Here is a 13,029-nt window from a genome sequence, read left to right on the forward strand (position 1 = left end):
GATTAAGCGCTTTCCATACAATTGAGGTGTAGCATAAAAACGTTTACAAGTTTAAAAGACAAAGATCATTCATTTGGAGGGATTACTGTGATACAGGCTAATGTCATCGAAAAGAAAGAGATTATTCAATACATAAATTTGTTAATGAATAATCTAACAGAAATCAAAGATCAAACAGGCGAATTTTTACTTAATTTTGACGGCTTAATCGTTGACGATAAAAGCTGGCATGTTTGGAACTGGCCTCAAGGTGTAGGGCTCTATGGAATCTATAAATATTGGAAATTAACCAAGGATCAAAATGCTTTAAATATTATTAATGAATGGTTTAATGCAAGATTCGAAGAAGGTGTTCCTCCGAAAAACGTCAATACAATGGCACCATTTTTAACATTGGCATTTTTATATGAGGATACCAAGAACCAGACATATCTGCCACATTTAGAGGAATGGGCGGAATGGGTTATGAATGATATGCCTCGTACTTGTGAAGATGGTCTTCAACATATGACCTATGGACCAGAAAACAAAAATCAGCTATGGGATGACACGTTAATGATGACCGTGCTGCCATTAGCCAAAATTGGAAAACTGCTAAACAAACCAGAATACTTAGAAGAGGCCAAAAAGCAATTTCTCATCCATATCAAATATTTAACAGACAGAAAAACAGGTTTATGGTTCCACGGCTGGACATTCGAAGAAAATCATAATTATGCCGAAGCACTTTGGGCAAGAGGAAATTGCTGGATTACGATTGCGATTCCCGAGATTATTGAAATATTGGAATTGGAAAAGGGCAATTTTCTTCACGATTTCCTAATCGATACATTGAATAGGCAAATCGAATCACTTGCGAAACACCAAAATGTAAGCGGATTATGGCATACATTAATTAATGATCCAACCTCTTATGTAGAAGCTTCTGCTACAGCAGGATTTGCATATGGAATTTTAAAATCGGTACATGAGGGATATATTAGCCAGGATTATAAAGAAGTAGCCTACAAGGCCATTCAGGGACTCATCAAAGAAGTGAATGAAGAAGGAGCACTGCAAAAAGTATCTGTAGGAACAGGGATGGGAGATACACTTGATTTTTACAAAGAAATCAGAACTACCACCATGCCATATGGTCAATCACTAGCGATCCTAGCATTAGCAGAATTTCTTAATACGTATATTAGTTGAAAATCACATCTTTTCAAATAAAAGGAGAAGAAATAATGAAGAGACAACCGAAGTTTATAAATTATTTGTCTTATGGTTTAGGTGACTTTTTAGGGGCAGGAGCCTTTGCACTAACAGCAGCATGGTTACTATTCTTCTTAACAACCTTTTGTAATCTAACAGCCGTTCAAGCTGGTTCTATCTTCGCAATCGCTCGAATTGTCGATGCTATTGCTGCACCAACAATGGGGTATATAACCGATAATTTTCATAAAACAAAACTTGGCCGTCGTTTTGGCAGACGTAAGTTCTTTATCCTGGCGGCCATTCCACTTGTGCTAGTGTATACATTAATTTGGGTTGATGGATTTAATTACTGGTATTATTTATTAACCTATATATTGTTTGAACTTGTGTATTCAATGATCTTAATTCCTTATGATACTCTTGCAGCTGAGATGAGCAATGACTATAAAGTACGTTCAAAGTTTACGGGTGCAAGAATGTTTGTGGCACAATCGTCTGCTGTATTCGCAGCATTTATTCCTGGTAGACTGGTAGAAGCATTAGGGAAAGATGATCCTCTGACATTCTTATATTCAGGTATCATTTTCACATTAATATTTTTAATTGTTTTAACTCTGCTATACAAAAATACTTGGGAACGACCACTTGATGAAATACCTTTAGAAAAAACGATAAGTAAAAGAACGTTCTTTCAAAATGTTCATAAGATTTATGCGGACTTGTTCTCAACCTTACAAGTAAAAACGTTCCGTCACCATTTAGGAATGTATTTAGGAGGATATTTGAGTCAAGACGTATTCAATGCGGTATTTACTTATTTTGTTGTCTTTGCGCTCATGCAAAGTGCTGTTGATGCTTCTAACTTATTAACGTTTATGTATGCCATGCAGATATTTGGTGTATGGATTGCTCTTACATTAACGATTAAATTGAATCCTGCACCGGCTTTTAGAACGGCAATTTTCTTCTTTATTGCTGGAATTGGTGGATTCATTGTATTGAAATATACTGGTACACTAAATAGCAGCGCTTTATTGTTTGTCATGATTGGAATTTGTGGTTTAGGCCGTGGTGGTTTGAACTACATTCCTTGGAATAACTATGCCTTTATTCCAGATGTAGATGAAGCGTTAACGGGTCAAAGACGTGAAGGGGTCTTTGCTGGTGTTATGAGTTTAATCCGGAAAGGAACACAAGCTTTGGCTGTCTTTTTAGTAAGTGTGGCCTTGCAAGAAGCTGGCTTCGTATCTGGACAAGGATCTCAACCAGAATCAGCTGTAAACATGATCATTTCAATCCTGTTGTTTGGTACACTCATCTTTTTAGTGGGAGGATTAATTATCTCCTATCGTTACAAATTAACAAAAGAAAATCATGTTATTCTGTTAAATGAGATTGAACGGTTAAAAAATGGCGGCTCAAAAAAAGATGTTTCACCAGAAGCCCGTCAGGTTTTTGAACAATTAACAGGCTGGGAATATGAAAAAACATGGGGAAATAACAAGATTGGGTATGAGAATCTCATAAATTATAAAGAAAACCTTAATAATACAAAACATAAAAAAGCAGTTTAACGGGGACACATATTTAATAAAAAAGCCCGACTTAGTAATTAAGTAACAAATGAAAACAAACACAAATTAAATACACAAAAATAAAAAAATCCGACCTCCCCGTTACTCTTGGAGGTCGGATTCTCTTTCTGGAAAGATTACAGTTAAATCAATTTCCAGGCTATTTAATACATGTACAGGAATAGTATCTTCCCTTTTATAGACATTTTGTAGTTCTAATGAATGATTCCTCAACTGATAAACTTCAACGAGCTGATTGGCAGGGTCAATTATCCAATATTCTTTTACTCCTGCACGCTGGTACGCAAGTCTTTTATCGATTCGGTCAATTTTAGCAGAAGATGAAGAAATTATTTCAACTACCAAGTCAGGAGCACCTAAGATTTTATTTTGTTTGATCTTATCTGGGTCACAAACAACAATGAAATCAGGGATAACCCAATTCCTAACATTTTCATCAATCCATTTATGACGGGTATCTTCAAAAAGGAACACATCAATGGGAGCAGCAAAAGCTCTACATACTTTTCCTCTAAGATATGACCCAATCTCGTTGGATATTTGCATGGATATTTCTTGATGACTAGGCTGTGGCGAGGGAGCCATGCTGATTATTTTTCCATCCAACACTTCACATCGTTTATCTTCATCCCAACTGGCATACTCCTTGTAGGTAATGATCTTTTGATGTTGATCTGCCATACGCATCTTCCCACAACCTTTCTCATATCAATGTACCTTATCTAATTATACACCATACATTAGAAGAAATTAATTAAGCCGATGATTCAAATTTTGAGAGGAAACAAAATTTCTAAATGCTGGAGTTTTTATATTCTACAAATTTTAATTCTCCCATGGGTGGGGGAATCTAAATAGTACATGAATGCAACGAAATTTAGAGAAACTAGGTGTAGAATGAATGTTTGGGTAGTGAATGTAACTTCCTGACAACGGAATGATGATGAAACGTGGAGGAAAAACATGGAACTGATTCGCAATCGACTGCTTGAATATGATATGGACCCAGTCCTTACTGAATATCTTGCGGTTCTTCTAATGATTCTTTTTATTGGAGTCCTCTGTATAGCTGCAAATTTTCTCACGAAGAAGGTAGTGTTGAGAGTCATTGCTCATTTTATTACGCACAACAAATTCGAGTGGGATGATATGCTTTTGGAAAGGAAGGTCTTTCACAGATTATCCCATATTGTTCCAGCCATTATTATTTATTACTTTTCATCTACCTTCCCTGACTATCAGCTGCTTATAGAAAAAGCGGCAATGACCTATTTAATTGTGGTCGGTTTAATGGTCATAAATAGCTTTTTAAAGGCATCTAATGATATTTACTTAACCTTTGAAATCTCTAAGATTAAGCCAATAAAGGGATATATTCAGGGGATTCAAATCACTATTTTCATTCTTGGAGGAATTGTCGTTATCGCACATTGGCTGGGGGAAAGTCCTTTTATTCTTCTCAGCGGGGTTGGTGCTTTATCTGCTGTACTTTTGCTTGTGTTTAAAGATTCGCTACTGGGACTTGTAGCGGGAATTCAGTTATCGGCCAATGATATGGTGCGCGTTGGCGATTGGATTGAAATGCCAAAATATGAAGCAGATGGAGATATTATCGATATCTCTTTGAACACGGTAAAAGTCCAGAACTTTGATAAAACGATTACGACCATACCAAGTTATGCTCTTATATCTGATTCTTTCAAAAACTGGAGAGGGATGCAGGCTTCTGGTGGACGGCGCATTAAGCGTTCTTTATTCATTGACACGAAAAGTATTATATTTTGTACCGATGAAATGATAGAGAAATTTAAAACAATTCAATTTCTTTCCGATTACATCACTGCTAAGGAACATGAAATTACTGAATACAATTCAAAGAATAAAATTAATCGGAATAATCCCGTGAATGGCCGGGCCCTAACCAATATCGGTGTTTTCAGAGCGTATATTACCCAATACCTTCATCATCACTCAGGAATCAGTAAGGATATGACCTTACTCGTAAGACAATTGGCGCCAACTGAAAATGGATTGCCGCTAGAGATTTATGCCTTTACCAACGACATCCGCTGGCATGTGTATGAATCAATCCAATCCGATATCTTTGATCATCTTTTTGCAGTAGCTGCACAATTTGGACTTCATATCTTCCAGAATCCTTCAGGGAATGATTTTAAAAATATGATGGAGGAAATGGGAGGGAATGCAGGGAGAAGAGAAATAGGTAACTAATCATAGTAAAGTTATTGTTATTAGAAGACACATTACATGCTTTGGTTTCTATATCCAGAGCTTTTTTAAGGTATCTTTTATCCTTTAGCACGTAACATACGATTGCCACAGACATTGATTCTGTGGCTTCTTATTGTATGTAAGTTCGTTAATTTTATTGAATAAAAAATAATTTCATAAAGTGTTGACACTTTAAATGGTTATATGGTAAATTTATCTCAAGTTAAAAATAACTGAATTCGAGATAATTTACTGAAGGATATTAGTTTATTAAAAAACAATTTTTTTTGGATGAATATCTCGATTTCGAGACAACTATAAAAAACAAAATATGGGGGAATATTAAAATGGCAAAATGGACAGTAGACCAATCACACTCAAGCATTGGATTTGAAGTAAAACACATGATGGTGTCAAAAGTAAAAGGACAATTTGAATCTTATTCTGCTGAAGTAGAAACAGCAGATTTAACAGATTTAACTTCAGCTTCCATTGCATTCAAACTGGACGTGGCAAGCATCAACACACGGAACGATGATCGTGATAACCATTTAAAATCTGCAGATTTCTTTGATGTAGAAAATAACCCAACTATTGAATTTACATCAACAAGCATTACAAATGAAGGAGATAACTATAGTGTAACTGGTGACTTAACCATTAAAGAGGTAACGAAACCAGTAACGTTTTCAGTAGAATTTAATGGTAAAGGTACAAATCCTTGGGGCGTAGAAGTTTACGGATTTGAAGCAGAAGCGAAAATTAACCGTGAAGAATTCGGTCTAACTTGGAACGCAGCTCTTGAAACAGGCGGTGTACTTGTAGGGAAAGACATCAAAATTAAAGTGGAATTAGAAGTTAACCCAGCAGCTTAATGTTATTCTGAAGTTAACTATTGAAAATGGACCGGGCGGTTTCTGCCCGGTTTTTTGTATTTGCTAGGAAAGCATTCCGTTAATGCCTATTTTTATAATAAGGAATTTAAGGTTACCAGGTAATAAAGTGGATGGTTTAAATATTTATTAATTGGATGGTAACTAATATAGGGATATATATTATAATATAAATTATTTATTGAATTGGCTGTCATTAAGAAAAATGTAAATATTGAAGTGGCTTTATCTAGTTAACTACTTATTACTAAGTAGTCTAATAATACGTTTAGAGGTGAAACATGAGTTTTATGTATGTTTTGGTCATTATTATTTTATTAGTAGCAATTGTTTCGACACTGCTAATCACAGGAAAGAGTGATGAAAATTATAGCGTTTCGACAAAAAAGAATACTACAAATTTAACGTTAATTTATGTTGTGGTTATTACCTTATCTCTATTTTCACTTGGAGTCTATATTAGATTTTTTGCATAAATATATTGTTTTGTTACCTATTGACTTTAAGATTCGATAGGTTATTTTTTTATGAATTTTTCTGTAGGAAATACCTCAAGAGTAAAAATGTGAAATAGAAAAATAATAGAAGTAGAAAAATAAAATCATAAGGACTGTAGTCAATGGATTGGAAACCAGATCGTACGGCTAAAAAAGCCATCTATAAACAGCTTGCTGAATATATTGAAAATGGAATTGCCAATGGTACATTTCCGCCTGATAAACCATTACCATCAGAAAGATACTTAGCTAAGGAACTAAACGTAAACAGAAGTACAGTGGTTTCCGCATATGATGAGTTAGAATCAAATGGGCTGATTCAACGGAATAGAGGAAGCGGGACAACGATAAGTAAGGATATCTGGGGGATTACGAAGAAACGTATTCCGAGCTGGAACAGGTACATAGAGGCAGGATCGTTTTTACCCAATTTACCTGTTACCCAAAGAATCCGAAAAGAAGCAGTTGAACATAAACTTATTAACTTAGCAAGTGGAGAACTATCCGAAGATCTTTTTCCCTTAGATTCTTTAAGACAGATAACCGCTTCTAGATCATTTATCGGAAGCTTAGGATATGATCATCCACAAGGTAACCTAATACTTAGGGAGACCATTACAAAGCATGTAAAGCAATTTCGGAGAATTGAAGCCGATCCTTCTTCGATATTAATTACATCCGGCGCGCAGCAGGCCTTGCACTTAGTCGTACAGTGTCTGTTAAAACCTGGAGATGCAGTTGCTTTGGAGGACCCTTCGTATAATTATAATCTTCCGATCTTTAAATCAGCCGGAATAAAACCATATTTTCTTTCCGTTGATAAGGATGGAATAAACCCAGAAGAATTATTAACATTACATAAAAAACATCGAATTAAAATGATATTCTTAAACCCTTCATTTCAAAATCCTACAGGGACCTTACTTCATGAAAAAAAGAGGAAAGCGATTTTAGAAATATCCTCTGAACATGGGATTCCGGTAGTGGAAGACGATCCCTATAGTCTAACTTCTTTTTCCGGTGAAGAGGTTACAACATTAAAATCGATGGATATTCATGGCAACGTCTTATATATTAGCTCTTTATCAAAGATTGTTGCCTCTGGTTTAAGGATTGGCTGGATTATCGGACCAAAGCCAGTGATTGAGAGGCTATCGGATGCAAAACAACAAATAGACTTCGGGCATGCAAGCTTTACCCAGTGGATTGCAAATGATTTTTTAGAATCGGCAAGTTTTGATTCACATATCAAAAGTTTGGTGAAAGAGTTAGAAAAACGAAGGGATCAAATTATCACTAGCCTTCAATTCTATTTAAAGGAACAAGTTGAATTTTCAATTCCTCAGGGAGGCATTCATTTATGGTGCCGGATAAAAAAAGACTTTAACGAAATGCAATTACTGGAGGAATCTATAAAAAGGGGAGTTATTTATGTCCCTGGTTCCACGATGGGATCCAAAAAGGGGTTTGTGCGATTCACATTCGCTAGGGAAGATGAGGAGTTAATACATGAAGGAATTAAAAGGTTTGCGGAAGCACTTCATTCTCTTTAACAACGTTTTCTGCTGATATTTTTCTTTAAAAAGAATCACGATTTAATCGTGGTTCTTTTTATTTTGAAGTAAAATGGATGGCTAAAAAACTATCTGATTGGATGGTTATAAGTTTTTAAAATCCTTTATTATGTAGAAGTGGATTTATTAATGAATCTAAACAACACTTTAATCATCTATTTCAACTATGATTATGACTTCAATATTCAGATGAGAAAGGGTGTGTAAAAATTGGTTGACCAATTTGAAACTCCGTTATTTACAGCTTTAAAAAAACACGCTGAAAAGAATCCAATCCAATTTCATATCCCAGGACATAAAAAAGGAAATGGAATGGATCCTGATTTTAGAGAATTCATTGGTGAAAATGCTCTATCAATTGACTTAATCAATATAGGACCGCTTGATGATTTACACCTTCCTAAAGGAATTATTAAACAGGCACAAGGGTTAGCTGCCAAAGCATTTGGTGCAGATTATACCTTCTTCTCTGTACAGGGTACTAGCGGTGCCATTATAGCCATGATTATGTCTGTTTGCAACCCTGGTGATAAAATACTGGTGCCTCGAAATGTTCATAAATCTATCATGAGTGCCATTGTGTTTTCAGGTGCTATTCCTATCTTTATTCATCCTGAGGTTGATTCTTATTTTGGAATCTCACATGGAATTACACCAGATTCTATCGAAAAAGCATTAAAGTTCCATCCTGATACGAGAGCAGTTCTTGTTATTAATCCAACCTATTATGGAGTTTCGGGAGATTTGAAAAAAACAGTAAAAATTGCTCATTCCAGGAATATTCCTGTACTTGTAGACGAAGCCCATGGGGCGCATATTCATTTTCATAGGGATTTGCCTTTATCCGCTATGGAGGCTGGTGCTGACATGGCTGCAACTAGTGTTCATAAGTTAGGAGGCTCCCTTACACAGAGCTCTATATTGAATTTGCAGGGAAAACTTGTATCTCCAAAAAGGGTACAATCTGTCTTAAGTATGTTAACAACAACTTCGACTTCTTATCTATTACTTTCATCATTAGATGTTGCAAGAAAATCATTGGCAACGGTAGGTCATGCATTGTTAGAGGACACGATTCGAAAAGCAGAAGAAACACGTTCGAAAATTAATGAAATTCCTCATCTTTATTGTATGGGGCATGAAGTTTTGGAAACAAGCGCGGCAGTAGCGATGGATCCAACTAAGTTGCTAATTTCAGTAAAAGAGCTGGGTGTTACTGGATACGATGTAGAAAAATGGCTTCGTATTCGATTTAATATTGAAGTGGAATTATCTGATCTCTACAACATTCTCTGTATTGTCACTCCTGGTGACACAGAGCAAGATCTATTACTGTTTATTCAAGCATTAACCGAACTATCCAAAGAATATAAAACACAGGTAGATAAGAATGTAGACAGCTCGGTTTTGTTGCCTGAGATTCCTTTGTTAGCATTGACACCGCGAGATGCTTTTTATGCAGATACAGAAGTGATTCCTTTTGAAGAGTCCGAAGGAAGAATCATTGCAGAATTTGTAATGGTTTATCCACCTGGAATTCCAATATTTATACCAGGAGAAATTATCACTCAGGATAATCTAGTATATACAAGGATGAATGTTGAAGCGGGGCTTCCCGTTCAAGGTGCAGAGGATGAGGAACTAAAAAGTATACGTGTAATTAAAGAACAGTTAGCCAATAATTGATCGAGGCTGGAGCAACAAGAATTGGGACTAGCTCTGCCATAAAAATACTAGGTTAGTTGAAGGATTGGTTCGAATATCTACTTTCTTCGTTATAACCCAAAATGCTGATGAAGAATTTTTGAAGATTCATAATGTAAAGTAAAAGATGGGAAGAAGCATACTATTTAAAATAACATAGTAGACGAGTAATTTAATAGTTATTTAGAGTAATTTCTTAATAAGAAAAATGTAAAGTATAGTGTTTATCTACACCGCATCTGCGGTGTTTTTTGTTTAGTTTCTCAGAATTAAATAGCCCAGTTCGATATGAAATGAACTGAGCTATTCTCTGTATTTATTTTTGCTATCTTTTTATTTTAACTCATGTCCTTTTAATTATTAAATTATCCTCGTCTTTTTAGAGAAATACCTAAAGATATCAGCGCTGCTATTAAAGCGGCGATCGAAACATAAAGTGGAGCATTGGAAGCACTTGTTGTTTCTTTTACTGCCACATCATTGACTTGTTCTGTTTTAGTTTCTTCTTTTTCAATAGTTTCATGGTGATCATTTGAGCCATCGGCTGGTTTTGGATTAACTGTGGTCACTGAAGCCGGCTTTTCTGAATCTGGTGCCCCAATCCATTCAACCACACTTCCATCCTGATAGGTTTGGTATGCTTTAAAAGCTATTTCAGTTGCGTCGTCTGCTACTTTTCCTTGCATATTAAAAAGTCCGAATTCTGTTGAAGATAACCCTACATTTTCTGCTGTCCACGTTACACTGGTAATTTTTCCAGCTGAGTCTTTTTCAATTTCATATTTCCAGCCTGGTTTTGATTCGAAGCGGCTGATAGTAACGTCTGACGGGAATTCAACTTTAATCTGTGTAGTAGGTACTGTTTCATTCTCGGATGGTACCCTGACAGTAAACATTTCATAGCTTCCTTGTGTTGTTTCCTTGGGTAGGACAGTAACGTGCGCGCTAGCCATTCCTGCAAAAAGTGAAAATACTGCAAACATAACTACAAACGAGGTCATAATCTTTTTCATTAGTTAAATCTTCCCTTCGACAAATGTTATAAGGTATTAATGCTTAACGTTTTTTCTTTCCTGTGAACAATAGTAGTACAATACCAAAGATAACGACCAAAATAATTGCAATAATTACTAGCATGTTGGAAGAAGAATTATTTTCTGCCTGTTCAACTGTATCACTAGCAGTATTTTGTTCAGTTGGATTGGCTTGTTTATTTTTCTCTTGCGTACCTTGGTTTTCCTCAGGTGTGACAGTATTCGTTTCTTGTTGATTTTGTTCTGTTTGAACACTAAAATTTATCTCGCCGTTAATGGGATGACCATCTTCACCAACGATTTTCCATTGAATTGTGTATGAGCCGTTAACCAATGGATCAGAAATTGTTCCAATCAATTGCTGATTGTCTACCTTAATTTCTCCTAATTCTATTTTGTTTCCTTCCTTAACCAACTCCATAGTGCTTAATTCTTCAATAGCCGTAGCGAAATGAAGGGTGATTTGTTCGAGATTCTCAGTAACAACTTGTCCCTCTGTTGGATCAGATGAAGACAAACTTGTGTGTGCACTAACGACCGAAGGTACAATCATAAATACAAAAAACAACAATATAATTAACTTTTTCAAAATGGAGCTCCTTTTTTAGTGTCATTAAGACGAAATATTTTTAATTGATTTATTTTGACCGTAACAACAGTGTAAATCCTCCACTAACCATAGTAAATAGCTCATCAGGGCTATCACTGCCTTATGTTTTTGGTTATTATCATTTATAGTAGATTTAATTAGTGTTGAAGGAGAGGTTCTAATTGTCGTATCGTTTAATACAGATACTTACCGTGATTTTACCGACAATTTTAATCGGAGGTTTCGAATTTTTTCGCCATGATATTCTTCTGGGACACTTGTCGATGGAAACAGGGAACGTTTTTATTACGATTCTTACGTTTGTTCTTTCCCTTTTGTTTTCATCCTGGGTATTCCATATTATAAGAATAAAGAATGACCAATTGGCTAAGGAACAGGCAAAACGCGCTGTTTATGAAGAGAGGGAAAGACTAGCACGCGAACTTCATGATGGGATTGCCCAATCCCTTTTCTATCTCAATGTAAAGCTAAAGCAAGGAGATGTGGAGGCTTCCTCCCGAGCTGTTTCCACCATTGACCACCACGTTCGACAGGCGATTTTTAACCTGCGTTCTACTCCTGAAGAAGGTGGATCATTGAACGCTAGAGTGACCAAGTGGATATCTGAGTGGAGTTCGTTCACCGGGATTGATGTCGAGGAAGATTTCGAAATACCTAATCAATTGTTTATATTAAAGGAAGAAGTCCAGGTCTTTGCTATTATTCAAGAAGCTTTTGCTAACATTCGAAAACATTCTGGAGCGACTAAAGTAGGTATTAAATTTAAGGAAACACATAATCAATGGCAGTTGAGGATTTGGGATAACGGATGCGGAATCGATACGTCAATGGTATCGGAAAGGAAGTATGGAATATCCATGATGCAGGAACGTGCAAGACAGGTGGGTGCAGTATTACAAATATCCAAAAGTGGGATGGGTGGAACAGATATTATTGTAACAAAGGAGATAAAGAAATGAAGCAGTATAAGGTTGTGATTGCGGATGACCATCCTCTAGCTAGAGAAGGCATTCGAAGTGTTTTGGAATTTGATGATTCCTTTTTTATTATAGGGGAGGCTGCAGATGGACATGAAGCAATTGAACTTTGCAAAGAATTGCAGCCCGACTTGCTGCTTCTTGATATTAATATGCCCAGATTAAATGGACTGGAAGCAGTTCGGAAAATTAGAATGGGTTATCCTCATATTCATGTTGTCATGCTGACGGTTTCAGATGATGTTAAAGATTTGTTTACAGCCATTCAATTTGGTGCACAAGGATATTTGCTTAAAAATATGGAGCCGGATGATTGGATTGAGTACCTTCATGCATTGTTGGGGAACCATACAGAAGTATCCCGTAGGATTGCCAACCGGTTATTCCATCGTTTTCGTATAGGCAGTACCGCTGACGAGCCTAGTCCCGTTTCTTTAACGCCGAGGGAATGCGAGATTCTTGCTAGGGTAGCGTCAGGTGAAACCAATAAGCAAATTGCGCAGAGACTTGTTATTGCAGAAAATACGGTAAAAAATCATATCAAAAACCTGTTGGAGAAACTCCAACTGGATAATCGCGTTCAGCTTGCTGCCTATGCAGTGCGGCATGGCTTGGAAACTAAATAAATGCTGAGGAATAGCAGAATAGTCCAATTAAGCCTATGATCCTAAGGGAGATAGGCTTTTTTTGTGATTTGCATGAATTCATGATACAGC

At 36.2% G+C, this 13,029-nt stretch carries 12 protein-coding genes; 9 read left to right on the forward strand and 3 right to left on the reverse strand.

The features are described 5' to 3' along the window. Positions 1 to 144: 144 nt before the first annotated feature. Complete coding sequence (bglB, locus tag ABC255_RS13700; protein ID WP_412998558.1) at positions 145 to 1,191, forward strand: beta-galactosidase BglB; 1,047 nt, start codon at positions 145 to 147, stop codon at positions 1,189 to 1,191. Between the two features lie 35 nt (positions 1,192 to 1,226). Continuing rightward, positions 1,227 to 2,771, forward strand: coding sequence for an MFS transporter (locus tag ABC255_RS13705; RefSeq protein WP_412994255.1), 1,545 nt, complete (start codon positions 1,227 to 1,229; stop codon positions 2,769 to 2,771). 102 nt (positions 2,772 to 2,873) lie between these two features. Here ABC255_RS13705 and ABC255_RS13710 read toward each other — a convergent pair whose 3' ends face one another. Next, positions 2,874 to 3,473 (reverse strand): Uma2 family endonuclease, encoded by a 600-nt coding sequence (locus ABC255_RS13710; protein ID WP_412994257.1) that lies wholly within the window; start codon positions 3,471 to 3,473, stop codon positions 2,874 to 2,876. Between the two features lie 282 nt (positions 3,474 to 3,755). On the opposite strand from ABC255_RS13710, the gene ABC255_RS13715 reads away from it, so the two are divergent. The 5 genes from ABC255_RS13715 (at position 3,756) to ABC255_RS13735 (ending at position 9,674) form a co-directional block, all read left to right on the forward strand. Further along, positions 3,756 to 5,024, forward strand: coding sequence for a mechanosensitive ion channel family protein (locus ABC255_RS13715; RefSeq protein WP_412994258.1), 1,269 nt, complete (start codon positions 3,756 to 3,758; stop codon positions 5,022 to 5,024). A 347-nt stretch (positions 5,025 to 5,371) separates the two neighbouring features. Continuing rightward, entirely contained in the window at positions 5,372 to 5,899 is a 528-nt protein-coding gene (locus tag ABC255_RS13720) for a YceI family protein (RefSeq protein WP_412994260.1), read from the forward strand. A gap of 299 nt (positions 5,900 to 6,198) precedes the next feature. Beyond that, positions 6,199 to 6,393, forward strand: coding sequence for a hypothetical protein (locus tag ABC255_RS13725; RefSeq protein WP_412994262.1), 195 nt, complete (start codon positions 6,199 to 6,201; stop codon positions 6,391 to 6,393). Positions 6,394 to 6,536: 143 nt separating this feature from the next. Next, on the forward strand, positions 6,537 to 7,967 hold the full coding sequence (gene pdxR / locus ABC255_RS13730) for a MocR-like pyridoxine biosynthesis transcription factor PdxR (protein ID WP_412994264.1): 1,431 nt from the start codon (positions 6,537 to 6,539) through the stop codon (positions 7,965 to 7,967). A gap of 231 nt (positions 7,968 to 8,198) precedes the next feature. After that, positions 8,199 to 9,674 (forward strand): aminotransferase class I/II-fold pyridoxal phosphate-dependent enzyme, encoded by a 1,476-nt coding sequence (locus ABC255_RS13735; protein WP_412994265.1) that lies wholly within the window; start codon positions 8,199 to 8,201, stop codon positions 9,672 to 9,674. A gap of 383 nt (positions 9,675 to 10,057) precedes the next feature. Here ABC255_RS13735 and ABC255_RS13740 read toward each other — a convergent pair whose 3' ends face one another. Continuing rightward, positions 10,058 to 10,705 (reverse strand): YcnI family copper-binding membrane protein, encoded by a 648-nt coding sequence (locus ABC255_RS13740; RefSeq protein WP_412994267.1) that lies wholly within the window; start codon positions 10,703 to 10,705, stop codon positions 10,058 to 10,060. Positions 10,706 to 10,748: 43 nt separating this feature from the next. Continuing rightward, positions 10,749 to 11,279 carry a copper resistance CopC family protein gene (locus ABC255_RS13745; protein ID WP_412994269.1) on the reverse strand — a complete coding sequence of 177 codons (531 nt, stop codon included), beginning with the start codon at positions 11,277 to 11,279 and terminating at the stop codon, positions 10,749 to 10,751. 218 nt (positions 11,280 to 11,497) lie between these two features. Between ABC255_RS13745 and ABC255_RS13750 the strand changes: the two genes are divergently transcribed. Together ABC255_RS13750 and ABC255_RS13755 are read left to right on the forward strand one after the other, a co-directional pair. Then, positions 11,498 to 12,295 (forward strand): sensor histidine kinase, encoded by a 798-nt coding sequence (locus ABC255_RS13750; RefSeq protein WP_412994271.1) that lies wholly within the window; start codon positions 11,498 to 11,500, stop codon positions 12,293 to 12,295. Further along, complete coding sequence (locus tag ABC255_RS13755; RefSeq protein WP_412994273.1) at positions 12,292 to 12,939, forward strand: response regulator; 648 nt, start codon at positions 12,292 to 12,294, stop codon at positions 12,937 to 12,939. Before ABC255_RS13750 ends, ABC255_RS13755 begins: the two co-directional genes overlap by 4 nt. Positions 12,940 to 13,029: the final 90 nt, after the last annotated feature.

The sequence above is a fragment of the Neobacillus canaveralius genome (assembly GCF_047237705.1).
Lineage (GTDB): Bacteria > Bacillota > Bacilli > Bacillales > Cytobacillaceae > Neobacillus > Neobacillus niacini_K.